At 64.9% G+C, this 24,781-nt stretch carries 18 protein-coding genes; 7 read left to right on the forward strand and 11 right to left on the reverse strand.

Going from position 1 to position 24,781, the window contains the following annotated elements; all coding sequences use genetic code 11:
- Window positions 1–19: 19 nt before the first annotated feature.
- A complete protein-coding gene (gene mshC / locus ACFI9K_RS14065; protein ID WP_462664042.1) occupies window positions 20–1,261 on the forward strand; it encodes a cysteine--1-D-myo-inosityl 2-amino-2-deoxy-alpha-D-glucopyranoside ligase in 1,242 nt (413 codons plus the stop codon).
- On the opposite strand, the gene ACFI9K_RS14070 is transcribed toward mshC, so the two are convergent.
- The 8 genes from ACFI9K_RS14070 to ACFI9K_RS14105 form a co-directional block, all read right to left on the reverse strand.
- Complete coding sequence (locus tag ACFI9K_RS14070; protein WP_462664043.1) at window positions 1,258–2,496, reverse strand: DUF2399 domain-containing protein; 1,239 nt, start codon at window positions 2,494–2,496, stop codon at window positions 1,258–1,260. The two genes, mshC and ACFI9K_RS14070, sit on opposite strands and share 4 nt — an antisense overlap.
- The gene (locus ACFI9K_RS14075) at window positions 2,486–6,670 is read right to left on the reverse strand and encodes a TIGR02680 family protein (RefSeq protein WP_462664044.1); all 4,185 of its coding nucleotides are present in this window, start codon (window positions 6,668–6,670) and stop codon (window positions 2,486–2,488) included. The genes ACFI9K_RS14070 and ACFI9K_RS14075 overlap by 11 nt, the downstream gene beginning before the upstream one ends.
- Before the next feature lie 4 nt (window positions 6,671–6,674).
- Entirely contained in the window at window positions 6,675–8,093 is a 1,419-nt protein-coding gene (locus ACFI9K_RS14080) for a TIGR02678 family protein (protein ID WP_462664045.1), read from the reverse strand.
- A complete protein-coding gene (locus ACFI9K_RS14085) occupies window positions 8,090–9,565 on the reverse strand; it encodes a TIGR02677 family protein (RefSeq protein ID WP_462664085.1) in 1,476 nt (491 codons plus the stop codon). The genes ACFI9K_RS14080 and ACFI9K_RS14085 overlap by 4 nt, the downstream gene beginning before the upstream one ends.
- 94 nt (window positions 9,566–9,659) lie before the next feature.
- Entirely contained in the window at window positions 9,660–9,959 is a 300-nt protein-coding gene (locus ACFI9K_RS14090) for a Rieske (2Fe-2S) protein (RefSeq protein WP_462664046.1), read from the reverse strand.
- Window positions 9,956–12,439, reverse strand: a complete 2,484-nt coding sequence (gene nirB / locus ACFI9K_RS14095; protein ID WP_462664047.1) for a nitrite reductase large subunit NirB — start codon at window positions 12,437–12,439, stop codon at window positions 9,956–9,958. Before nirB ends, ACFI9K_RS14090 begins: the two co-directional genes overlap by 4 nt.
- Window positions 12,439–12,786: a molybdopterin oxidoreductase gene (locus ACFI9K_RS14100; protein ID WP_462664048.1), complete on the reverse strand. Its 348-nt coding sequence runs from the start codon at window positions 12,784–12,786 to the stop codon at window positions 12,439–12,441. The genes nirB and ACFI9K_RS14100 overlap by 1 nt, the downstream gene beginning before the upstream one ends.
- Window positions 12,787–12,887: 101 nt before the next feature.
- Window positions 12,888–13,799: a PAC2 family protein gene (locus tag ACFI9K_RS14105; protein WP_222094978.1), complete on the reverse strand. Its 912-nt coding sequence runs from the start codon at window positions 13,797–13,799 to the stop codon at window positions 12,888–12,890.
- Window positions 13,800–13,972: 173 nt separating this feature from the next.
- On the opposite strand from ACFI9K_RS14105, the gene metH reads away from it, so the two are divergent.
- From metH to hisG, 4 genes are read left to right on the forward strand one after another with little or no spacing between them, the layout of a single operon-like run.
- Window positions 13,973–17,542, forward strand: coding sequence for a methionine synthase (metH, locus tag ACFI9K_RS14110; RefSeq protein WP_462664049.1), 3,570 nt, complete (start codon window positions 13,973–13,975; stop codon window positions 17,540–17,542).
- The gene (locus ACFI9K_RS14115) at window positions 17,535–18,206 is read left to right on the forward strand and encodes an HAD family hydrolase (protein ID WP_462664050.1); all 672 of its coding nucleotides are present in this window, start codon (window positions 17,535–17,537) and stop codon (window positions 18,204–18,206) included. Before metH ends, ACFI9K_RS14115 begins: the two co-directional genes overlap by 8 nt.
- Before the next feature lie 59 nt (window positions 18,207–18,265).
- Window positions 18,266–18,529, forward strand: coding sequence for a phosphoribosyl-ATP diphosphatase (locus ACFI9K_RS14120; protein WP_462664051.1), 264 nt, complete (start codon window positions 18,266–18,268; stop codon window positions 18,527–18,529).
- 48 nt (window positions 18,530–18,577) lie between these two features.
- Window positions 18,578–19,429 carry an ATP phosphoribosyltransferase gene (gene hisG, locus ACFI9K_RS14125; protein ID WP_462664052.1) on the forward strand — a complete coding sequence of 284 codons (852 nt, stop codon included), beginning with the start codon at window positions 18,578–18,580 and terminating at the stop codon, window positions 19,427–19,429.
- A 20-nt stretch (window positions 19,430–19,449) separates the two neighbouring features.
- Here the strand turns inward: hisG and ACFI9K_RS14130 are convergent, their stop codons facing one another.
- Entirely contained in the window at window positions 19,450–20,256 is an 807-nt protein-coding gene (locus ACFI9K_RS14130; protein WP_462664086.1) for a thioesterase family protein, read from the reverse strand.
- 17 nt (window positions 20,257–20,273) lie between these two features.
- Window positions 20,274–21,146 carry a RecB family exonuclease gene (locus tag ACFI9K_RS14135; protein ID WP_462664087.1) on the reverse strand — a complete coding sequence of 291 codons (873 nt, stop codon included), beginning with the start codon at window positions 21,144–21,146 and terminating at the stop codon, window positions 20,274–20,276.
- A gap of 314 nt (window positions 21,147–21,460) precedes the next feature.
- Here ACFI9K_RS14135 and ACFI9K_RS14140 point away from each other — a divergent pair, with 314 nt between their 5' ends.
- Window positions 21,461–22,330, forward strand: a complete 870-nt coding sequence (locus ACFI9K_RS14140) for a tRNA (adenine-N1)-methyltransferase (RefSeq protein ID WP_462664088.1) — start codon at window positions 21,461–21,463, stop codon at window positions 22,328–22,330.
- Between the two features lie 39 nt (window positions 22,331–22,369).
- Here ACFI9K_RS14140 and ACFI9K_RS14145 read toward each other — a convergent pair whose 3' ends face one another.
- Entirely contained in the window at window positions 22,370–22,855 is a 486-nt protein-coding gene (locus ACFI9K_RS14145) for a hypothetical protein (protein ID WP_462664089.1), read from the reverse strand.
- Between the two features lie 184 nt (window positions 22,856–23,039).
- Here ACFI9K_RS14145 and arc point away from each other — a divergent pair.
- On the forward strand, window positions 23,040–24,781 hold a 1,742-nt coding region (arc, locus tag ACFI9K_RS14150; RefSeq protein ID WP_462664053.1), incomplete at its 3' end, for a proteasome ATPase.

Genomic DNA, 24,781 nt, shown 5'->3' on the forward strand with positions numbered 1-24,781 from the left:
CTCGGATAGGCTCGGCTGCATGCATTCTTGGTCGAGCCCGGAGATCCCGACGATTCCAGGACAGGGTCCAGCTCTTCGATTGTTCGACACCGCCGACCGTCAAGTCCGTCCCGTGACCCCGGGATCGACCGCTCGGATGTACGTCTGTGGCATCACCCCGTACGACGCCACCCATCTCGGGCACGCCGCCACGTACCTCACGTTCGACCTGATCAACCGCCTCTGGCGCGACGCCGGCACCGACGTGCATTACGTACAGAACGTCACGGACGTCGACGATCCGCTGTTCGAGCGTGCGAATCGTGACGGTGAGGACTGGCGCGACCTGGGGGCCCGAGAGATCGAACTGTTTCGCGCCGACATGGAGGCGCTGCGCGTGATTGCGCCGCGCGACTACATCGGAGCAGTGGAGTCCGTGGACGAGGTCGTCGAACTGGTGGAGAAACTGGTTGCGTCGGGTGCCGCCTACGTCGTCGACGACCCCGAGTACCCCGACGTCTACTTCCGCGCGGACGCCACCGAGCAATTCGGCTACGAGTCCGGTTACGACCGCCCCACGATGGACACGTTCTTCGCCGAGCGCGGCGGCGATCCCGATCGAGCGGGCAAGCACGATCCACTCGACGCCCTGCTGTGGCGCGCAGTGCGACCGGGCGAGCCGTCCTGGCCGTCGCCGTGGGGTCCCGGTCGGCCCGGCTGGCACGTCGAATGCGCGGCCATCGCCCTCAATCGGATCGGATCGGGTTTCGATATCCAGGGCGGCGGGAGCGATCTGATCTTCCCGCACCACGAATTTTCGGCGGCCCACGCGGAGGCGGCCACCGGTGACCCTCGCTTCGCCCGGCACTACGTGCACACCGGGATGATCGGTCTCGGCGGCGAGAAGATGTCCAAGAGCCGCGGCAACCTGGTCTTCGTTTCGAAGCTGCGCGCGGAGAACGTCGACCCGGCAGCCGTACGACTCGGCCTGCTGGCCGGTCACTACCGCCAGGATCGGCCCTGGTCGGACGAGGTCCTCGAGCGGGCGCACACTCGGCTCGCGCTGTGGCGTCGAGCAGCAGCGCTCGAGACCGCGGCGTCGGCCGACGACGTGATCACCCGGCTCCGGCAGCACCTGGCCGACGATCTCGACACACCCAAGGCGCTCGATGCTCTCGACGCGTGGGCGAGTTTCGCCGTCGAGCGGGGCGGATCGGATGCGGGAGCACCCGCTGCCTTCGCCGATGCAGTCGACGCCCTGCTCGGAGTTCCGCTGCGTTAAGTCGCGGGGTGGATACGAAGATCGGTCAGCAGATCCGGGATCAGTCGCTCTTCCATGACCGCTCGGCCCGAATCACGAAGCGCCGCAGACAGTTCCGGGTCCCAGGGACTGTCCGTCGGTTGCCCCTTCAGCGGTTCCGAGTTCCGGGCGTCGAGCGCGTGTCGGTATTCCTCGGCGCCCATCGACCACGGCGACGCGTCGTAACGCTGCACAGCTCGCTTCACCATCAGTAGTCCGGCCCAGTCGAAGTCGGCGCGCCAGCGGATGACGGTGCCGCGAGAACGCGATGCCAGTAGTCGATGTACCGCGGCGGAGGCCTGGCCGTCCGTGCAGATCAGGCTCGCGCTGTTCGAGCCGAGCGCGCGGGCCGCGGCGGCGAGCACCGCGATGTTCTCGCAGACGAACACGGTGGACGAGGTGTTGGTGAGCGTCCCGCGCGAGAGCATGTCCACGGTGACGGGAAAGGGCACGCCCTCGTCGGCTGCTTCGTTGAGCCAGCGAGCTACGGTGTGGGTCTCTGCGACGCGGTAGCCGAGAACCAGTACTCGGCTCGACACCGAGTCGACCGAGACGCCCGCCGTCTCCCACAAGGCCCTGATCCCCACCGGGTCGACGGGCCGAGGCACGTTCTCGCGCAACGACAATGCGTCGAGAACCAGCTTCGGCGCACCGCCGCCCGTGAGGGCCTTGGTATCACCGGTGGCAAGTTCTGCCAGCTCGGTGAGCGACATCCCGTCCACCGGGAGCAACACCAGAACCTGTGTTGCCACCGCGAGCGAGTCCACGGCGACACGCCCGCCGAGGGTGCCGTCCTGATTGAGCAGCGACGCGATCCAATGTTCGATCCACTCGCGATCGGCACCACCGCCGAGCATCTCACGCGCTCGATCCAGTGCATCGGCGCGAACCTGAGCTTTGTCGGCTGCGATGCGCTTCTTGTCCTGCAACGGCGCCTGCTCGGTGAGGGTGTCGATCAGACCGACGCCGCCGTTGAGCGGTTGGCTCAGCCACACGTCGAACCGTTCCAGGTCGAGCTTGGTGCTCCGAGCCCGAGAATGCAGACTCGAGTTGGACCGAGAGATCGCACTGCACAGGCGCCACAGTTCCGGGGCATCACTCAGATCGACGGTGATGTTGCCGCCGACTCGAAGCCAGTTGGACTCCAGCTTCTTTCGCGCAGCGTCCAGCAGCGCAGCCAATTCTGCGCTGCCTCGCCACTCGCTGTCAGCGGTCAAACTCCAGCCCACCTTCGGTTCGAGTCGGTACCCGGCGTGTCAACGGTGATCCGAGGGCGGCCGCAAGGTCGGTGCCGTCGTGTTCGGCGAACAGTTCACCGTTCTCCCACACCAGAAGTGCTGCACTCACGGTGTTCTCCGCGGTCGAGTGCGCCAAATCGTAGTGCGCGCAACCGGGGACGTCCGCGTAGGTGATCCACAGGTCGTAGCCGGTCATGAACAGGTCCAGGTCGAATTGCACACTCAGGCCGAGCAATTCGCTTCGGCCGTTGTCATCGACGCCGGCGAACGCCTCGTCGAGTGCGAGCAGGCGAGGGGAATGCGGATCGGCGGACGACAGCATCACGTGCGCCGCCGCGAACAGCGGCAAGTGCAGCGACACCGACTGTTCACCGCCGGAAAGTGCACTGTGCCGGGCGACGGTCAGGCGATCCTCGTTGCCGTCCCCGCTGATGAGCGTGAAGGCGAACACCCGCCAGCGGCGGTAGTCCAATGTCGCCGAGAGGATCTCGGGGTACGACCGTTCCGGATGGGCGGCACGGGCGATCCGAATCTCCGACGCGAAGTGGGCGCGCATCGCGGCCAGGTCGTCCTGGTTCAAGGCCGCGGCGTCGCGGTCCAGCAACTTGGACACCGCGCGCGCCCCGTCGTCGAGGTTGTCCGCGAGAACCCAGTGCACGCCGATCGTATTGCCCGAGGACATACGGCGTTGCTTCATCTCGGCAGACATCTGCGCGATCAACTCGCGTGCGTCGACGGTGCGCTCGTGGATCTGCTGTGCCAACCCGGTCAGCAGGGCATCCTCGAGTATCCGGCGTTCCTGCTCGGTCAGCAGCAGTTCCTGGTCGGCTCTGGCCGAACCGATGCGGTCGGCGAAATCTCCGACCGACGAATAACCCTGCTCGTCCTGGACGCGTACCACCGTCAAGCCGTCCGGCGCATCCCACTGCAAACGGTAGTCCTGACCCGACGCCGCCAGTTGCGAGTCGAACTCCTGTAGCGCACTCGTCAGTGCGGTCCGAGTCGACTTGCGGCTCGAGTCACTCACTTTCACCGACGACGTCGCCTCGTCGAGTGCCGAATGCAACGCGCGCACCACCGGTGGCAGCACCGGAACATCGTCGTCCGGGCCGTCGGCCTGTTGAACCCGGTACAGGATCTGTTCGACAGTCAGCCACGCCGAGTCGCTGGCGGGCCAGGCGTACGTCTCGTGGATGCCGAGGATGCCCAGCAGGTCCTTGCGGGCGTACGGCGCAAGGCGTACGGCATCGCTCAGTGTTTCGGTGAGGGCGGCGCGCAGGCTTTCCAGTGCCGTGTTGCAGGCACCCTCGGCCTTGCCGATCGCCTCGCCGGCTTCCTTGTCCGCTTTCCGGGCCGCTCGTTGCTCGGCGCGGCACTTCTCGATGCGCTCGCGTGCGTTGTCGAGATCGGTGTTTATCTGCTCGGCCGTCGCACCGAGTTTCTCGCTCAGCAACTCCAGACGCTGCACCTGTTGCCGATAGCTTTCGTCGGCTATCGCAGCTTCCTCGGCGAGCTCCTCGGCCAGACCGGTCGCTTCTTCGAGGCGGTTGGTGGCTTCACGCGCCCGCTCGCTCTCGCGCATGTGGTCACTGCGCTTGCGGATGACCGCAGCGCCTTGATGCTCGAAGTGCCGAATCGCTGCCGCAAGGGCATCGACATCGCGGCCGACATGCGGGGTGCGATGGGCGACGGCGACAGTGCGCAGTTGTTTCTCTTTCGCGGACAAGTCCGCGATCGCCCGGTCGTATTCGCGGTCGGCACCCACGGACCCGTCCTTCGAGGTGCGGAGCGCGCCGGCCGCAGCCGTGACGGCGCGTTGTGCCTTGACGATCGACGAGACGCGGGGGAGCTGTTTGGCGGCCGCGCCCAGAGCCTGCACCAGCTCGCGTGCCGATAGCTCGTCGGCCGTCGCGGTTTCGAGTGCAGCGGTTGCAGAATCGATCGCGCCGCCGAGTTCGGTGATGCGTTGTTCTCGCCGACGCGCCCGCGCCGTCGCGCCGATGTACTCGGCATCCGGTTTGGCATGGCGACCCCGCTGCACACCCTGCCAGTAACGGCCGTCGACACCTACCGCAGCGGCGCCGCCCGAGGGACCGCTCGGCTCCTGGTGCAGCGCAATGGACTCGAGCAGATCGAGAACACGGGACGCCGGTACGGCGGTGTCGGTTTCGGGTTCCAGAACGGACGCCAACGTTGCCCCGGTCGGCCTCGACGTCTCGGGTAGCGGCGACAGATATTGCTCCGAGTCGGCACCCGAGGGAAAATCCGCGGTCGGGTGGACCCAGCCGTCGAGCACATTGGCGGCCTGCAACGCAGATTCGATTCCCGCCGCGTCGGCAGGGGAGACCGCGTCGGCGAACCGAACCAGTTGCCACAGCGGTGCACCCGCGAGATCAGCACGACTGTCGGTCCGCGCCGCGAAGGGCGGCGGGGCGTCGTCGTGCTCGGCTCGTACCCGGGACAGTTCGTTGCGCAGCGCATTCAGTTCGACCGAGCGTGCGGCGACGTCGACGCGTGCCTGCGCCTGCCGGGCACGTATCGCGTCGAGACCGTCCGAGGTCTGTTCTGCGAGGACCGATTCCAGACTCGGGGCGTCGTCGTCACCGATGCCGGCCAAGGCTGCATCGAGAGCATCGAACACGGCGGAGTTCATACCCGCGGCGGAGTACAGCGACGAGTTCTTCGACCACCACGCCCGAAGTCCCGAAGCAAACTGGGCCTTCTCGAGGTCCACGGTCGCTTCGGCTTCGGTGACCGCCGCCGCGGCTGTCTCGAGCAGATCCCGCGCCTTCGTTGCGGCCTTCTCCGCGCGAGTACGCTCGGTCGACGCCTTCTCCACGGTCGCCAGCGCCTCACGGACCGCGCGTACGTCACCGTCTCGTTCCTCGGCGTGACCGCGGAGAGCAGTACTGATCTGATCGCTTCGAGCGGTGCCCGGCAGCGGCGTCCATACGATGCCGGCGTCCTCTGCCGCAGTCTGCAGCTCTTCCTCCGCGCGGGTCACCCCGGCCACGGAATCCCGGAGTGCGGAGTCCGCCCGAGCGGCCTCGGCCGTGCGCTGTTCCAGTTCTGCTTGTGCCTTGCGTGCCCGATCGGCCTGCTGCGCCGTCGACACCTCCAGTTTCGCGGCAGATTCGGCCAAGTCGTCCAGCTGCTGCTTGCCCTCGTACGCGCTCGAGCGCTGCAGCGTCTCGCGGTCCGCAACGGCCTGATCGAGGGCACGCTCGGCCTCGTCGAAGCGGGTTTCCGCTGCCGCTCGTTCCAGCAGTCGACGGTCTTTCAACGCCGCTGCCGCGAAATGTGCCGTGGTCGCGTGGGTGACGGTCTCGAGCCGGCGCGAGACTTGCTCGACATCCGAACGTGTCTGTACACGAAGGTATTTGGAGTACACCGCAACGAAATTCCTGGCCGCCTGATCGGCTTGGGCCAACCCCTCCAACGCACGGCCCACCTCCTCCATGTCGCTGAAGGATCGTGCCGCCTCGAGCACCAGCTGCTCGTCGAGGGGCCGCAGACCGTCGGTCAGCGCCTGGGAGAGCCCCTTCGGATCGAGATTCTTGGCCAACTGCGGGCGGCGCAGTGTCAGAATGAGATTGATCAACTGGTCGTAACGTTGCGCGCCGAGACCGAACATCCGGGCATCGATCGCGGCGCGGTAGTCGACCGGACGATCGGTGAGAGCATCACTGCCGAGCTGCTCGGCCAACTGCTTCTTCGTCAACGGCCGGTCGTCGGGGCCCAACAACGAAAAGTCGACGCCCACTCGGCCGTCGGCCACGAAGTACCACCGAGTCACCTTGTCGTTCTGACGACTTGCCCGCATGCCGATGCCGACCGTGACCGATTCCGGGTTTTCGCGTGACCCTCGACCGAATTCCATCCACACGTACGAGTGAGCGCTTTCCTGCCCGCGGTAGAGCAGGTTCGACTTCATGGTTCGCTCTTCGCCGGCGAACGGATTGAGTCGGCGCGGTTCGATGCGACCGTCGAGGACGAACGGGAACAGTACTTCGAGTGCTTTGGTCTTGCCGGATCCGTTGGGCCCACGAAGCACCAGGCGACCGTCGGCGAAAGAGAACTCCTGATCGCGGTAGTCCCACAGGTTGACGATCCCTGCTCGCGTCGGCCGAAAACGTGTCGAGTGTGCGGTCATCTACTCAGGCCTCTACTTCGGATGGATCGGTATCGGGGGCTTGTTCGGTGCCGAAGAGTGAGTCCTGCGGGGTCCGATCACGCACGCTGACCATCACGTCGCGGTACCGTGCGATCACCGGAAGCACCAGCACACCGCCGGACACGCAGTGGACCAGGCGAAGTCGGTGCAACAGCGCAATTGCTCGTAACCGTAGGCCGTCCCGATCCGTCTGCCACTGAGCAGCGAACGTCCGACCGAACCGTTCGACGAGATCATCGACGACCGTCACCAACCAACTGTCCTCGATCAACGGATACAGCTTCTTGTCTTCCGTATCGTCGAATGCCGTTGCATCGGAACCGAATCCGAACTCGGCGAGATCGCCGAACACCCCGCCGTCGGGAATGGCACCGTCCAATTGCTCGATCAGGCTGTCGCCGTCGGGCAGCGAATACCTCGGCAGTGCCGGTGCATCCGGATCGATCACCCGATCCGAGATCTCACCGGCGATCAGCAACGCGACCTGGGCGATGGTGCCGGTACTGGGGAATCTGTAGTCCGACAGTCGACCCGACGTGTCGATCAGTGCCACACCCTCCGAGCGGCGCTCGGCAACCAGGCCGGTGAGAAGCTCGACATCGGCAACCGTACGCGACGCTGCCAACGCGGCGCGGCCGTCGCGATCGAGATCGTCCTGGTAGACGACGGGCTGTTCGACGAGTGCTCGTCGTACTGCCCGCAACGTCTCCTTCGGGTCGGCTTCACGCCCGGCGTCGGTGTGCATTCCGATCTCGGAGTCCTCGGTATCCACCGGGGCGTCTGCACCGGCCAACAATCCCCGGATCGAACGCAGATGCTGGACGGCGCGAGGTGGGCGGAACAGCGCGACGACGACGGGTCGGTCGATGTCGTAGAGGGCTTCGCCTGCGGACGGATTGTTGGCCCAACCGGTCGCGTCGCCGTCGGCCAATGCAATCGCACCGCGCGTCGCAAGCCATCCGATCGCGTCGACGAAGGCGTCTCGGTCGCTGGCGCGGTCGGTCGTGAGCTCCACGCCGTCCACCTGACTCGCCTCTGCCGCAACATGATCGGCGAGCTCCGAGAGGGTGATCTGGTTGCCCGCCCGGCCGAGGGCCGCCAATGCCAGCGCTAGATATGCGTATCTACGTCGGTCGAAAATTCTGTCGGTTGCTGTTCTGGCGGGTTGACTGTCGTCGAGTCGATCGATCACCGGGTAGAGGCGCGCCGTGGTCTCGGTGACCTCGAGGCGATATCCGAACAGTTCGAGCAGATCCTCACGCAGCTCGGTGGCCCATCTGCGCAACAGAGGCAGAGCGATCCTGTCGGGATACGTCGTGGTCACCAGGTGATTCGACAGTGCGACCCGGGCTGCCCGCTGATAGGAATCCAATGCGAGGGTCGAAATTTCGCGAGCTCTCATCGGCGAGCGACCTCACTGACATCGAGAGACAACCGATCCAGATGCAGTCGGCCTCGGCTGGTCCGCACGATCGTGGACCGGTCGCTGTCACTGAGCGTCAGGCGCACACCGCTGTCCGATCCGGACGAGTCGGAAGTGCGGCCACTCACGCGCACTCGCGCCGTCAGTGCCGCATTGAGCAGGCTCAACAGAACCTCGGTTTCCTGCTCGTTCAGAATTCGGTCGTGGACTCCGGCCGCAGCAAGGGAGTGCGCCGCGGTACTGCGCGATCGCTGGGCCTCGAGTTGCTGCTCGCGAAGCCGTCTGATGCCGCCATCGTTGCGCTGCACCCGTCCCGGAACACCGGGGGTCGGAGTGCGTCCGGTCTCGGCCAGCGTGCGCGAGATCTCGACCGGTGGTGCGTCCCACCATGATCGGGAGGTGGAAATGATGTCGGCGTCGGGGTGGACCATCGACAGGTGCCTGGGCCGGCCGAGGCCGAACACGGCGTGGAACAGGGCATGCGCGCTGTCCTCGGTGGGAGTGGCAGCGAACCAGCCGGCCAGGTGGCGGAGTTGGCTCTCCCGACTCACACCGCCCTTACGGGTCTCGGTGACGCGCCGCAGCAGCGACAACACCGCAGCAATTGCACTCATCGTGCCCTCGCGGAGGCGTTCGGATTCGCTCAGCTCGGACTCTGCCGCGACGAACCAGTGCGACAGTCCGGCCCATCGGTCGGTCCAGTCAGCTCGCCGTTCGTCGACGGACAGAAATACTCGCTCGTCGCTGATCGCTGCACGCTCGATGAGCTCGTCGATGCCGGTGCTCTCGACGAGAGCTATGGCGTCGGCCAACTTCGGGGCGAACCGGGTGAGATCCGAACTGAATTCGCGCATGTGCGTCAGCAAGGCGTCCTTGTGGACGAGAAAGGACTCGGGAGTGATCTCGGTGGTGCGGACCAGGTCGCCCAACACCAGATAGAAATGTGCGGCTCGGGTCGCCATCTCCGACAGCGTCGAATCCAGTCGACTGAGTTTGCGGTAGATGCGGTCTCCGTCGGCCTGACGGTTCGCCTCGGCCAGCTCGTGCATGTCGGCCAGCAGCTCGGGTAGTACCAGCCGTGAGAGCGAGGCGTCGTCCAGGCGGGCACCGAGCACGTCCTCGACCGCCCGGTACGCCTTGTAGCCGGCTTGACCGAACTGATAGACGAAGTGCCGGTTGCGGTACTCGGCGAGCGTCGCCGCCCGGGTGCCGTCGTAACTGCGTTCGAGCAGGCCCCATGCGTGGAGTTGGTCCAGCAGGGGTGCGATGTCGAGGGTGGTCAGCGAGTCGTGTCGACCGGGGTTGCGAGCGATCAGATCCGCGACGTCACCCGCGTGCAGCAACACCACGTAGTTCGCGCGAGCGGTGTCGAACGCCCGCAGGACTGCCAGGTATTCGGACCGCTTCTCGGCGACGGCGAACGAGAACAGACCGAGTCGGTCCTCCTCCACGAACGCGTTGGCGACTCCCAGCCGTGCGTCCTGACCTGATTCGCTCACTGGAACAGGGTAGGGGGTAAGTGCGGCGGTTGTTCAACCGTGCCGGTCAGAGTTCTACGGTCACTTTTCCGTCGATCACCGCCGCGGGGTAGGTGCGCACCGAGTCGATGCCGCTCGGACAGGTGCCGTTGTCCAGGGAGAAGGCGTACTGATGCAGTGGGCACACCACCACCGATCCATCGATCTGGCCGTCGGCCAGCGGTCCGCCCCGGTGGGGGCAGATGGCGTCCATTGCCCGCACCGAACCGTCGGCGAGCAGGAATACCGCGACCTGTTTGCCGTCGACTACGTAGGCCCGTCCCTCACCGGGCGTCAGGTCTTCGACGGCCCCCACCGGCACGCTCATCGGACCGGAACCTGCGGCAGCGGGAGCAACGGCAGCGACGGCGTGAATTGCGCGGGCGATTTGGGCGCGTTTCGGTCCTGCCACGGGTCGATGTAGCCGTCCACCGATGTCTGCATTCGCTCGTCGAGTCCGGCCACGATGCCGTCTCGGTCGTCGATCAGCACGCTCTGCAGTTCTTCGACGCCGAGGCGCGGAACCCACGCGTACGTTCGCTCGAGCCAGTCGGCGTTCTCGCGGTAGTGCTGAATGAATCGGCCTGCCACGGTCAGAACCTCCTCGGCCCCGGTCACGGTGGCGAGCAGATCGCCCTTGCGGATGTGTGCGCCTGCCGCGCCGCCGACGTAGATTTCCCACTTGTCCTCGCCCACCGAGACGACGCCGAAGTCCTTGCACAGTGCCTCGGAGCAGTTGCGGGGGCAGCCGGCGACCGCGAGCTTCAATTTCGCCGGTGTCTCGAGGCCCTGGAATCGTTCTTCGAGCGCGATACCCAGTGCCGTCGAGTCCCCGAGACCGAAGCGGCAGAAATCGCTGCCCACACAGGTTTTCACCGTGCGCATGCTCTTGCCGTACGCGAAGCCCGAGGGCATGTCCAGATCGCCCCACACCTTCGGCAGGTCTTCCTTCTTGATTCCGAGCAGGTCGATGCGCTGTCCGCCGGTGACCTTGACCAGTGGAACGTGATACTTGTCTGCGACGTCGGCGATCTTGCGCAGCTGGTCCGGGGTGGTGACGCCACCCTTCATCTGCGGTACCACCGAGAACGTGCCGTCGCGTTGGATGTTGGCGTGAACCCGGTCGTTGATGAACAGTGCGCCGCGTTCGTCCACCCAATCCGGGCCCCAGACGGTCCGCAGCAGTGACGCCAACGGCATCTTGGCGGCGGCGTCCTCGCGGCCGTCGGTGGCCAGCGCCGTGAACACCTGCGAGACCGCTCGAAGGTTCTGCGCGCGAACGGCGTCGATCAGTTCCGGTTTGGGCATCGCGATGCACGCCACGTACCGGTCTGCGGTCGGGTCCGCCTCGACGGCACCGCCCGCTGCGCAGGCGATGATGTCTTTCACCAACCCCTTGCACGACCCACATCCTTTGCCTGCGCGGGTCTCGGCCGTCACGTCGCTCAGGTTCTTGGCTCCGGCGTGTACGCAGGCCACGATGGCACCCTTGGTGACACCGTTGCAGTTGCACACCTGAACGTCGTCGGCCAGTTCGGCGGCTCCTGTTGCCGCAGAGGGGGTTCCCATGTCGAAGAGCATGCTGATGCGCTCGTCGGGTAGCGGCACCTTCTCGTCGAACGCCTGGGTGAGAAAATTGGCCTTGGAGATGTCGCCCAGCAGTGTGGCCCCGACGAGTTTGTTGTTTCGCACGATGACCGATTTGTAGGTGCCACTGCGAGGTTCGTAGAACTGCACGAATTCGTCGTCGTCACGCTCGGGCGAGGTGATACCCATCGACGCGACGTCGACGCCGGCCACCTTGAGCTTGGTGTTCAGACGCGAACCATGATACGCCGCAGCAGGATTGGCCCCGGTGAGTACGTCGGCCAAGACAGCGGCCTGCTCCCACAGAGGCGCGACCAGACCGTAGACCTCACCGCGATGCTGGCAGCATTCTCCGACGGCATAGATCGAACCTTCGTCCTCGCAACGCAATTGGTCGTCGACGACGATGCCGCGTTCGATGACCAGGCCGCCGGCACGTGCGAACTCGACGCTGGGGCGAATGCCCGCGGTCACGACGACCATGTCTGCGTCGAGCGAGGTGCCGTCGTTGAATCCGACTCCGGTGACGGTACCGTCGTCCGACCGCAATACCGAGGTGGTTCGCTTCGAGGTGTGTACGCCGACGCCCAATGATTCGATCTTGTTGCGCAACACTCGTCCACCGCGCTCGTCGAGCTGCTGGTTCATCAGGTGGCCGGGGGAGTGCACCACGTTCACCTCGAGGCCCTGCGTGCGCAGGCCGTACGCTGCTTCGAGTCCGAGAAGCCCGCCGCCGATCACTACGGCGGAGACGTCGTCGTGCGACTGCGCCATCTGCAGCATGCCGTTGGTGTCGGCGATCGTTCGAAAGCCGAAGACCCCGCGTGCCAGCCTGCCGTCGGACTCGCGCAGACCGTCCATGTTCGGGAAGAACGTGTTGCTGCCGGTGGCGATGATCAGCACGTCGTAGTCGACCGAGCGGCCGCTCTCGCACACGACCGTCTTGGCGAACCGATCGAGCGACACTGCTCGGTCGCCCACGTGCAGAGCGACCCCGTTCTCGCTGTACCAACTCATCGGGTTGAGGATCAGATCCTCGTCGTCGACGGTGGCCTCACCGGACAACACGTGCGAGAGCATGATTCGGTTGTAGTTGCCGTACGGTTCGTCGCCGATCATGGTGATGTCGAACTGGGCGCGGCCGTCGCGTTCGAGAATCTGCTCTACCGTTCTGGCACCGGCCATTCCGTTTCCGATCACCACCAGCCGTCGTCCACCCATCAGACGAGCACCAGACCGAAATCGACGACGACCTCTCCGCTGGTTCCGGCAGGGGCCGCGATCACCAGCTCGAGAACTGTGTCCGGATCCACGTCCTCGACGACCCGCAGCGGGATGTTGACCCCACTCTTGGCACCCATGGGAAAGATGCGCATCGGGCTGCCGTCCCGCAACAGCGTCACCACGACGAGTTCGTCGCTCGAATTTCCGCCGCGAAAGTAGAGCGGCTGCGCCGACACCCCCTCGGGAACGACGAAACTCAGACTGGGGTCCACCAACTCGGGCTTGTCCAGACCGTTGCCGGTGAAGGGGAAGACGCCTTGCAGAAATCGAGGTGTGCTGGCCATACCCACGAGGTTCCGGTGTCGGGGTGACGCCACCGCTGCGGTGACGTTACGTCGGCATCAGAAAGACCTCACCGGGCCGCATTTCACCGTGTGTGCTCGGGTCACAAACCGAAATTGCCCGGCCCGCGGCGCCTGAGGTACTTCTCGAACTCGGCGGCAATGGCGTCGCCGTCGATCTTGGCGATCGCGTCGGACATGTCGACCTCGGCGTCGCCCCGCTCCTCGAGACTGCGCACGTATTCGCTGATCTCCTCGTCCTCCTTGGTCATCTCGTTGACTGCCTCTTCCCATTCCTCGGCCTGGGTGGGCAACTCGCCGAGCGGCACTTCGATGTCGAGTACGTCCTCGACCCGCTGCAACAGCGCGACGGTGGCCTTGGGGTTCGGCGGCTGTGAGACGTAGTGGGGCACGGCAGCCCAGAACGACACGGCCGGAACCCCGGCTTTGACGCATTCGTCCTGCAGCACGCCGGTGATGCCGGTAGGCCCTTCGTAGCGGGTCTGCTCGAGGTTGAACTGTTCGGCCGACTCGGTGCTGTACGCAGTCCCCGTCACCGGGACGGGACGAGTGTGTGGGGTGTCCGCCAGCAGAGCGCCGAGAATCACGACGGTCTCGACACCCAGTTGTTCGACGAACTCGAGCAGGTCGTCGCAGAAGCTGCGCCACCGCATGTTCGGCTCGATACCGCGCAGCAGAACCACATCACGGTCGCTGCCGGGCGGTGAACACACCGACAAGCGGGTCGACGGCCACTCGATCTCACGGGTGACTCCATCCACCTGGCGGACGGTCGGCCGGTTGACCTGGTAGTCGTAGTAGTCCTCGGAGTCGAGCTCGGCCAACGGGCTGGCGTCCCAGATCAGCTCGAGATGCTCTACGGCACCACTGGCCGCGTCGCCCGCATCGTTCCAGCCCTCGAACGCGGCGACCAGTATGGGCGAGCGCAGCTCAGGAATGTCGTCGAGCAGATCGTCCTCGTCGTAATCGGCGTCGGCATCTGTGGCATTCGCCACAGCATCCTGCACGGCCTCGATCAAAGCGGCGTCCAGAGGGATGTCCGCGTCGGCACCTGATTTGTCCGTTTTTTCGGTACCGTCGTCGGGCGGGGACTGATCATCGAGGTTTCGGGGACTCACCACGACAGCCTACGACTCGATGGAACTGCGGTGCCCACTACTCTGTAGTGATGCCCGATCAACACAAGCCCGGTCTGCTCGATGCGATTTCACGTCGCGTCATCATCGGCGACGGAGCGATGGGCACGATGCTCCAGGACGCCGACCTCACTCTCGACGACTTTCTCGGCCTCGAGGGATGCAACGAGATTCTGAACGCCACCAGGCCAGACGTGCTGCGCGAGATTCACCGTGAGTACTTTGCGGCCGGTGCGGACGCCGTGGAAACGAACACCTTCGGATGCAACCTGCCCAACCTCGCCGATTACGACATCGAGGATCGAATCCGCGAGTTGGCCGAGAAAGGCACCCGGCTCGCCCGCGAGACCGCCGACGAGATGGGTCCCGGCCGCGACGGAATGGACCGTTACGTCCTCGGGTCGATGGGTCCCGGTACCAAGCTCCCCACACTCGGCCATGCCCCGTTCGCCCGCCTGCGCGACGCGTACACCGAAGCCGCTCTGGGAATGATCGACGGCGGTGCCGATGCCATTCTGGTGGAGACCTGCCAGGACTTGCTTCAGGTGAAGGCCGCGATCATCGGCAGCCAGCACGCGATGGACAGGCTGGGCGTCCGCATTCCCATCATCACCCACGTGACGGTCGAGACCACCGGCGCGATGCTCGTCGGCAGCGAGATCGGTGCAGCGCTCACGGCACTGGAACCGCTCGGTATCGACATGATCGGTCTCAACTGCGCCACCGGTCCGGCCGAGATGAGCGAGCATCTGCGCCATCTGTCCAAGCACTCGCGCATTCCGGTGTCGGTGATGCCGAACGCCGGGCTGCCCACGTTGGGAGCGAAGGGTGCCGAGTACCCCCTGACCGCCCCCGAATTGGCCGAGGCTCTGAGCGGATTCGTCCGCGAGTACGGCCTGGCGCTCGTCGGTGGATGCTGCGGCACCACCCCCGAGCACATTCGTCAGGTAGCCGACATGGTGCACGGGGCCACGAAACTCGAACGACAGCCGGCCCCGGAGCCGGGTGTCTCGTCGCTGTACTCCGCGGTGCCCTTCGAGCAGGACGCCAGCATCCTGATGATCGGTGAGCGGACGAACTCCAACGGCTCCAAGGCGTTTCGCGACGCGATGTTGGCCGAGGATTACGAGAAGTGCCTCGACATCGCCAAGGATCAGACACGCGACGGCGCGCACATGCTCGACCTGAACGTCGACTACGTCGGACGCGACGGTGCCGCCGACATGGCCGCGCTCGCCAGCAGATTGGCGACCGCGTCGACGTTGCCGATCATGCTCGACTCGACCGAGCCTGCCGTCCTCGAGGCCGGCCTCGAGCACCTCGGTGGGCGCAGCGCCGTCAACTCCGTCAACTACGAGGACGGCGACGGGCCCGATTCGCGCTTCCAGAAGATCATGCGTCTGGTCAAAGAACACGGTGCCGCCGTGGTCGCCTTGACCATCGACGAAGAGGGCCAAGCCCGTACGGCCGAGTGGAAGGTGCGTGTCGCGGACCGTTTGATCACCGACATCACCGAGAACTGGGGCCTGCGCCACGAGGACATCATCGTCGACACTCTCACCTTCCCGATCTCGACGGGTCAGGAAGAGGTGCGGCGCGACGGCATCGAGACCATCGAGGCCATTCGCCAGCTCAAGGAGAAGTACCCGAAGGTGCACACCACCCTCGGATTGTCGAACATCTCCTTCGGCCTCAACCCGGCAGCACGGCAGGTGCTGAACTCGGTCTTCCTGCACGAGTGCACTCAGGCCGGTCTCGACACGGCCATCGTGCACGCGTCGAAGATCCTGCCCATGAACAAGATTCCCGACGAGCAACGCGAGACGGCGCTGGATCTGGTGTACGACCGCCGATCCGAGGGGTACGACCCACTGCAGAAGCTCATGCAGCTCTTCGAGGGTGTGTCCGCGGCCTCGGCACGAGAATCGCGCGCCGAGGAACTGGGCCGGCTACCGCTCTTCGAGCGACTCGAGCGCCGCATCGTCGACGGCGAACGCAACGGACTGGACACGGACCTCGATGCCGCGATGGCCGAGAAGCCGCCTCTCGAGATCATCAACGAGACGCTGCTCTCCGGCATGAAGACAGTCGGTGAATTGTTCGGTTCCGGCCAGATGCAGTTGCCGTTCGTGCTCGCGTCCGCCGAGGTGATGAAAGCTGCTGTGGCCTACCTCGAGCCGCACATGGAAGCGACCGACGACGACGGCAAGGGCCGGATTGTGCTCGGCACCGTCAAGGGCGATGTGCACGACATCGGGAAGAACCTAGTCGACATCATCCTGAGCAACAACGGCTACGAAGTCGTCAACCTCGGTATCAAGCAACCGATTTCGACGATTCTCGAAGCTGCGATCGACAAGCGTGCCGACGTGATCGGCATGTCCGGACTGCTGGTGAAGTCGACCGTGGTCATGAAGGACAACCTGATCGAGCTCAACGCCAAGGGCGTTGCGGAACAGTTCCCGGTATTGCTCGGGGGAGCGGCACTGACCCGTTCGTACGTCGAGAACGACCTGCAGGACGTCTACGAAGGCGACGTGCACTATGCGCGTGACGCATTCGAGGGCCTGCGCTTGATGGACACCATCATGACCACCAAGCGCGGCGGCGGCCCGGCACCCGACAGTCCCGAGGCACTCGCGGCGAAGGAAAAGGCCGCCGAGCGCAAGGAACGCCACGAACGGTCCAAGCGAATCGCGGAGAAACGCAAGGCCGCCGAGACTCCCGTCGTGGTACCCGAAAGATCCGACGTCGCAGCCGACATCGACATTCCGGTTCCGCCGTTCTGGGGTACTCGCATCGTTCGAGGAGTGTCCCTGGCCGACTACTCCGGCTTGCTCGACGAGCGTGCCCTGTTCCTCGGGCAATGGGGACTGCGTGGTGTCCGCAAGGGCGAAGGTGCCACCTACGAAGACCTGGTGGAATCGGAAGGTAAACCGCGCCTGCGGTATTGGCTCGATCGGTTGAGCACGGACGGGATCCTGGCGCACGCCGCCCTGGTGTACGGATACTTCCCGGCGGTATCGGAGGGTGACGACGTCGTCGTGCTCACCGAGCCCGCACCCGATGCCCCCGAACGCTTCCGGTTCACGTTCCCGCGACAGCACCGCGACCGATTCCTCTGCATTTCGGACTTCGTTCGGTCCCGTTCGGCTGCGCGTGAATCGGGCCAGGTGGACGTACTGCCGATGAACCTGGTGACGATGGGCCAGCCCATTGCCGACTTCGCGAACGAGCTGTTCGCTGCCGATTCGTACCGCGACTATCTCGAGGTGCACGGAATCGGAGTCCAGCTCACCGAGGCGTTGGCCGAATACTGGCATCGCCGGGTGCGCGAGGAACTGAAACTGTCCGACGGTAAGTCGGTTGCCGCGGAGGATCCCACCGAAGCCGAAGGGTTCTTCAAGCTCGAATATCGAGGTGCCCGTTACTCGTTCGGTTACGGAGCCTGCCCCGATCTGGAGGACCGGATCAAGCTTGCTGCTCTGCTCGAGCCCGAGAGAATCGGTGTGAAGCTCTCCGAGGAGCTGCAACTCCATCCCGAACAGTCGACCGACGCGTTCGTTCTGCACCACCCGGAGGCCAAGTACTTCAATGTCTAGTGCACATCACCTGCAGGGTGTCCTGTGGGACATGGACGGCACGCTGCTCGACTCGGAGAAGATCTGGGACGTCGCCATCGGCGAGTACTCCCGCAGTCTCGGTACGGAGCTCAGCGCCGAGGTGCGTGAGAGCACCCTCGGAAATTCGATGTGGGATGCCTTGCGCAAGGTGCTGACCCACGCATCGGTCGAGGTCACCGAAGAGCACCTGATCCACGGTCGCGAGTGGTTGACGACCCGAGTCGGCGACCTGTTCGCCGAGGGCATTCCTTGGCGACCCGGTGCCAAGGACGCTCTCGCACTGGTGCGGGAGATGGGCCTGTCCACCGGTCTGGTCACCAACACCGAACGTGGGCTGGTCGAGCGGGCGCTGGAGACACTGGGGCGCGAATACTTCGACATCACGGTCACCGGCGACGAGGTGGACAGCGGCAAACCGCATCCGGCACCGTACCTGCGCGGGGCCGCACTGCTCGGGTTGGACGCCGCAGCCTGCCTCGCGGTGGAGGATTCTCCTACTGGCTCACTGTCCGCGCACACTGCAGGATGCCCCGTCCTGGTGGTTCCCTCCGAGATCACGGTGCCGCCGGGTCCCGGGTACACCATTCGTGACGGTCTCGTCGGTCTCACGGCCGACGACGTCCAGCGAGCTTGGGCCGTGTGACTCCTCGAACTGTGACCGAATTGTTTCCGCTGGACACCGACGTGAAAGAATACCGATCCGTGAAGACTTTCGATTCCCTGTTCGCCGAGCTCACCGACCGCGCGAAGACCCGCCCGGAGGGCTCGGGCACTGTCGCAGCGTTGGATGCCGGAGTTCATTTTCAGGGTAAGAAGGTCATCGAAGAAGCGGGCGAGGTATGGATCGCGGCCGAGCACGAAAGCGATGAGGCGCTCGCCGAGGAAATCTCGCAGCTGCTGTACTGGGTACAGGTGATGATGGTGGGCAGGGGCATCGAGCTCGAGGACGTCTACCGACATCTGTGAGTCAACGACCGCATCTCTCCCACGAACTCATCCAACGAGGAAACCTTCATGCTGCGCGTAGCCGTACCCAACAAGGGCGCTCTCTCCGAGTCCGCCGCCGAGATACTCAGCGAAGCCGGCTATCGGCGCCGTAGCGACTCGAAGGACTTGACTGTTCTCGATCCGGCCAACGGTGTCGAGTTCTTCTTCCTTCGCCCCAAGGACATCGCGATCTACGTGGGCTCCGGCCAGCTGGATCTGGGCATCACCGGTCGCGACCTGGCCCTCGATTCGGGTGCCGCGGTCGAAGAGCGGCTGGCGCTCGGTTTCGGCCGGTCGACCTTCCGCTACGCAGCACCGGCAGGTAAGCAATGGGCACCGGAAGACCTGGGCGGCCTACGCATCGCGACGTCCTACCCGAATTTGGTGCGTAAGGACTTGGCCGCGCGAGGGTTGGAGGCCACGGTCATCCGCCTCGACGGTGCAGTCGAGATCTCCATCCAACTCGGCGTAGCGGATGCCATTGCCGACGTCGTCGAATCGGGCCGGTCGCTGCGCCAGAACAATCTCGTGGCGTTCGGTGAATCGCTGTGCGATTCGGAAGGCGTACTGATCGAACGCGCAGGCACCCCTGGTACCGATTCCGCGCGTAAGCAGCTCATCGCCCGCGTGCAGGGTGTCGTATTCGCCCAGCAGTACCTGATGCTCGACTACGACTGCCCCAAGTCGATTCTCGACGAGGCCGTGAAGATCACCCCCGGCATCGAATCGCCGACGTTGGCACCGATGGTCGACGACAACTGGGTTGCCGTGCGCGCCATGGTTTCTCGCAAAGTCCACAACAACGTCATGGACGAGCTCGCCGAGCTGGGAGCAAAAGCTATCCTTGCGTCCGACATCAGGTCGTGCCGCGCCTTCTAGATTCCGTTCGGTCGGTGCCGTCAGCTTCGACGCCGAACCAGAACCGTCTGCGCGATGCGGCCGACCGGGCCGAGCTCGTCGTGAAGAGTTCCAGCGCACATGGCAATTCCGTCCGGACCTGTCGACGTCTCCGCCGATACTCCGATCCATTCACCTTGCGGCACCCGAAACGTGTGCACCGTCAGGTCGGTGTTCAAGAAGGTCCATTCGTCGATCGGTAGTTTCGCGCCGATTCCGTTCGCGATATCGGCGATCGAGAACAGTCGTTCCAGCGGAGTCATCGTCTCACCCTGAACGAGAACAGGTTTGGGCCTGGCCCAGACCTCACCCGGCCCTCCGGATCCGAGTTCGGTGACGATCTTGAACTCGACAGCGTCGAGGTAGCCGGAGGACCAGGTACCCCCGAAGGAGTAGTCCACTCCGTCTCCGACCGGCTTCATCACCGGATCGCCGACGTGTACTGCGTCTTGCGTCGGCGTGGTGCGCATACGCCACGCGCTGCCACGTGCCACGGCCCGTGCAGTTCCGGACGAACTTTCCGCCCACAATTCGGCAACGACGAGTTCGACGTTGCCCCCTCGGCGCTCCGTCCAGGCCCGAATCTCGATGTCTCCTACCGGAACTGGACCGAGGATGTCGACAGCAACGCGGCTGATGCGGGTGTCCGCGCGCGCGTCGACGCGCTCGAGTGCACGGACCAGCAGCGCGGACGGCGGTGCCCCGTGCTGCATCGTCGGGGCCCAGAGACTGACGGTGTTCTCGGTCGCGGTGACTCGCTCGTGACCGTCCTCACCCACCCCCGCGGGAACGAAGAATGCGTCCGGCAGTGCCTTCGAAGTGAGGGTCACTGCTCGGCCTCGGCTTGCTCCTGGGCTGCCTGCGGCCAACCCGGGTACGGCGGGGGAGTACCGCCGAATTCCGGACACAGCGCCTGATGGTCGCACCACTTGCACAGTGCTCCCTTCTTGGCGCGGAAGTCTCCGGTTTCACCCGCAGCCAGAATCGCCTTCCAGATGGCGGACAGCATGCGCTCGAACCTGCGCAGTTCGCCCTCGTCGGGCGCGTACGTCAGCTCCTGCTTGTCGGCCAGGTACATCAACTTCAGCTGCGCGGGAACGACTCCGCGCATGCGCATGATCATCAGCGCATAGAACTTCATCTGGAACAGCGCCTTGGACTCGGTGAACTCACGCGGCGCGCGTCCGGTCTTGTAGTCCACGACGCGGATCATGCCGTTGGGCGCGACGTCGATGCGGTCGATGAATCCGCGCAGCGGCGTGCCGTCGTCCAACGCTGTTTCGACGCGCTGTTCGCAGGATTCCGGATCGAAGTGCGTCGGGTCTTCGAGCTCGTAATATCCGTCCACCAGAGCGCGAGCTCGGTCGAGGAATGCCGGACGGTCGTCCGGCGGAACCAGCGACGCGATATCGGGTGACTCGGCCACCACCCGCTCCCACGCCGGATCCACCAATTCGCGGGCGGTGGTGGGCACTCGATCGCGTGCAGGCAGTGCGTACAGGGCTTCGAGTGCGGCATGCACCACAGTTCCCTTCACCTGCGCCTCGGTGGAGACCTCGGGAAGCCGGTCCACGGCCCGGAAGCGATACAGCAACGGGCACTGCTTGAAATCACCTGCGCGAGAGGGGGACAGAGCCGGTGTACTGCGGTTGCCGGACCTCGAACGCGGTACGTCGGGGCTGTCACCGACGACGAGCAGAGGCAAGTCGATGGGGCTCGACACGGAAATACTCACGACTGCGAGACTATGCCGCTGGTCCGACATCTTCGGTGAAGGCCGTAGTCTGGCACGTCGAGTCGTCCCCGACGTCTGCCGATCGAGGCCGAGCGTCACATCGCAACGAAAGCAGGTCCGCTGTGTCCTCCGGTGATTCCACATCCGCGTCGACCGACGGATTCGAGACCGACGCCGCGCTCGACACCACGGTCGACGGGTCGCTTCCCAGTGCCGACGACGTGGTTGCTGCCACGGCCGACGAAATCGAACTCGACCCGAGTGTCGTACCCGCAGCTGTGGACAACTCGGCTGAGACCGAGACCGGCCCCGCCCGCAGCGGGCCGTTTCGGGTCGGAGATCGAGTGCAGCTCACCGACGGCAAGGGCCGCCACTACACGGTGGTGCTCGAGGCCGGCAAGGAGTTCCACACGCACCGCGGCGGAATCACCCACGACAAGCTGCTCGGTGCCGACGAGGGCAGCGTCGTCACCTCGGTCAACGGCACCCCGTACCTCGCGCTTCGGCCGTTGCTGACCGACTATGTGCTGTCGATGCCACGCGGCGCACAGGTCATCTACCCCAAGGACGCGGCACAGATCGTGCACGAGGGCGACATGTTCCCCGGGGCTCGCGTACTCGAGGCCGGTGCTGGATCGGGCGCTCTGACGTGCTCGCTGCTGCGTGCGGTCGGCACGGCGGGAACGGTCATCTCGTACGAAATCCGGCAGGATCACGCCGCTTACGCGGTGAAGAACGTCGAGACGTTCTTCGGCGAGCGCCCGTCGAACTGGCATCTGACCGTGGCGGACGTCGACCAGTTCGGTGTCGATCGCCCCGGTGAGCAGGTGGATCGGGTGGTTCTCGACATGCTGGCCCCGTGGGACGCACTGCCCGCAGTATCGAAGGCTCTCGTTCCGGGTGGAGTGTTGCTGGTGTACGTCGCCACGGTGACGCAGCTGTCCAAGGTCGTCGAAGCACTGCGCGCACAGGAATGCTGGACCGAGCCCCGTTCGTGGGAATCGATGGTTCGAGGTTGGCACGTCGTGGGACTCGCGGTTCGGCCCGAGCATCGCATGCAGGGACACACGGCATTCCTCGTCAGTGTTCGACGCCTCGCCGAGGGCACTGTCACTCCGAAGCCGCAGCGTCGGTCCGGCAAGGGCTGATTCACTGCGGCGGTGTCGCGCGACCACCGACCCGGGCCGTCAGGCGCAGGGTGCCTGGCCCATCGCGAGGATGTGGCACGTGCTGGCGTCGGAGAGCTTCCACTCGCCGTCCATCAGGACCCAGGTCTGCGGTGACGGTGCTGCCGTTCCACGAGGGGTGGCGATCGCGACGTCGGCAGACGATGTCTCACCGTCCACGGTGGGCTCGGCAACCTCGAAGGTGATCGTGCCGTAGTTCGCCAGCGCGGCGGTCATGGTCTCGAGGTTCGTCAGACGCGCCTGACCGTTCTCGACTGCGGCAGCTTTGGTCGCTGCATCGACGTTCGGTGCCACCAACTGCAGCAGCGAGGCTTCGAGTTCGTCGGCCGTCGGTGCCGCCGCAACCGGCGTTCCGGTGGTCGTGTCCGCGGAAACTGCGGCCGAAGTCGAATTGTGATCGGCGTGATCGGATTCATCTGCGGTGCTGCACCCGGCCACCGACATCGCCGCCGCCGTGAGTGCGACGCTCGCCGAGAATATGCGCATCTTCACTGGTGAAGCCCCTGTTTTCGTAGTCGATTCATCGGTTGGTCAGGTGAGGCTAACATGACCCGGCGACGGGTTCGGGTGTGGTCGAGGCAGGACGCAGTCGTGCCCGATCGTGGTGTCGGTCCGCACATTCGGGCCGGTGCCGGTAGCGTTGATAGATCGTCACTGGGAGGAGTCGCTCATGAGCTCAACAGACAATCCGGATGTGGCCGCGGCCAGAGCCGAACTGGACGCCGTGCGAGCCGAAGCCGCTTCACTACGTCGTCAACTGGGGGAGTCCCCCGAGCAGGTACGCGAACTCGAAGGCCGTGTCGATTCGCTCTCGCTCCGCAACACCAAGCTGATGGACACCCTCAAAGAGGCCAGACAACAGCTCATCGCACTTCGGGAGGAAGTGGACCGACTCGGTCAGCCGCCGAGCGGCTACGGCGTTCTGCTGAGCGTCTTCGACGACGGAACGGTCGACGTGTTCACGTCCGGTCGAAAGATGCGCCTCACCTGCTCACCCAACATCGAAGCGGGCTCGCTTGCACCGGGGCAGACGGTGCGACTGAACGAGGCGCTGACCATCGTCGAGGCCTGCACCTTCGATCAGGTCGGTGAGATCAGTACTCTGCGTGAGCTTCTGGGGGACGGATCGCGAGCCCTCGTGGTCGGTCACGCCGACGAGGAACGCGTCGTGTGGTTGGCCAAGCCGCTGATCGACATGGTCAACGACGAAGGTCCCGTCGATCCCGACGAGCCCTCCCGCAAACTGCGACCCGGTGATTCGCTCCTGGTAGACACCAAGGCGGGATATGCGTTCGAGCGTGTACCCAAGGCCGAAGTGGAGGACCTGGTCCTCGAAGAGGTTCCGGACGTCGGCTACGAGGACATCGGTGGTCTCGGTCGGCAGATCGAGCAGATCCGCGATGCCGTCGAGCTACCGTTCCTGCACAAAGATCTCTTCCGTGAGTACTCTCTTCGCCCACCCAAGGGTGTGCTGCTGTACGGACCCCCCGGGTGCGGAAAGACGTTGATCGCCAAGGCGGTTGCCAACTCGTTGGCCAAGAAGATCGCCGAGGCCCGCGGGCAGGACGCGAAGGAGGCCAAATCCTTCTTCCTCAACATCAAGGGTCCGGAACTGCTCAACAAGTTCGTCGGCGAGACCGAGCGGCACATTCGGATGATCTTCCAGCGCGCCCGCGAAAAGGCGTCGGAAGGAACTCCGGTCATCGTGTTCTTCGACGAGATGGACTCGATCTTCCGTACGCGCGGTTCGGGTGTCTCCTCGGACGTGGAGACGACCGTCGTCCCGCAGTTGCTCGCCGAGATCGACGGCGTCGAGGGGCTCGAGAACGTCATCGTGATCGGTGCCTCCAACCGTGAGGACATGATCGACCCCGCGATCCTGCGGCCCGGTCGTCTGGACGTCAAGATCAAGATCGAGCGTCCCGACGCCGAGTCGGCACAGGACATCTTCTCGAAGTACCTGACCGACTCCCTCCCGGTCAATGCCGACGATGTCGCCGAGTTCGGTGGAGATCGTGCGGCCTGCATCCGCGGGATGATCGACAGGGTCGTCGAGCGCATGTACGCCGAGAGCGACGACAATCGCTTCCTCGAGGTCACGTATGCCAACGGCGACAAGGAAGTTCTGTACTTCAAGGACTTCAACTCCGGTGCCATGATCCAGAACATCGTGGACCGCGCCAAGAAGTACGCCATCAAGTCCGTTCTCGAGACCGGCAACGCCGGCTTGAGGATTCAGCACCTGTTCGAGTCCATCGTCGACGAGTTCGCCGAGAACGAAGACCTACCGAACACCACGAATCCGGACGACTGGGCCCGGATCTCGGGCAAGAAGGGCGAGCGGATCGTCTACATCCGCACGCTGGTCACCGGTAAGAACGCCAGCGCTAGCCGGGCCATCGACACCGAGGC

This window comes from Rhodococcus sp. PSi06 (genome assembly GCF_054960675.1).

Bases quoted from the DNA above. Each gene is read 5' to 3' on its own strand.
- mshC (WP_462664042.1), top strand. From the start codon at position 20: ATGCATTCTTGGTCGAGCCCGGAGATCCCGACGATTCCAGGACAGGGT.
- ACFI9K_RS14075 (WP_462664044.1), bottom strand. From the start codon at position 6,670: ATGACCGCACACTCGACACGTTTTCGGCCGACGCGAGCAGGGATCGTC.
- ACFI9K_RS14080 (WP_462664045.1), bottom strand. From the start codon at position 8,093: ATGAGAGCTCGCGAAATTTCGACCCTCGCATTGGATTCCTATCAGCGG.
- ACFI9K_RS14090 (WP_462664046.1), bottom strand. From the start codon at position 9,959: ATGAGCGTGCCGGTGGGGGCCGTCGAAGACCTGACGCCCGGTGAGGGA.
- nirB (WP_462664047.1), bottom strand. From the start codon at position 12,439: ATGGGTGGACGACGGCTGGTGGTGATCGGAAACGGAATGGCCGGTGCC.
- ACFI9K_RS14100 (WP_462664048.1), bottom strand. From the start codon at position 12,786: ATGGCCAGCACACCTCGATTTCTGCAAGGCGTCTTCCCCTTCACCGGC.
- metH (WP_462664049.1), top strand. From the start codon at position 13,973: ATGCCCGATCAACACAAGCCCGGTCTGCTCGATGCGATTTCACGTCGC.
- ACFI9K_RS14115 (WP_462664050.1), top strand. From the start codon at position 17,535: ATGTCTAGTGCACATCACCTGCAGGGTGTCCTGTGGGACATGGACGGC.
- hisG (WP_462664052.1), top strand. From the start codon at position 18,578: ATGCTGCGCGTAGCCGTACCCAACAAGGGCGCTCTCTCCGAGTCCGCC.
- ACFI9K_RS14145 (WP_462664089.1), bottom strand. From the start codon at position 22,855: ATGCGCATATTCTCGGCGAGCGTCGCACTCACGGCGGCGGCGATGTCG.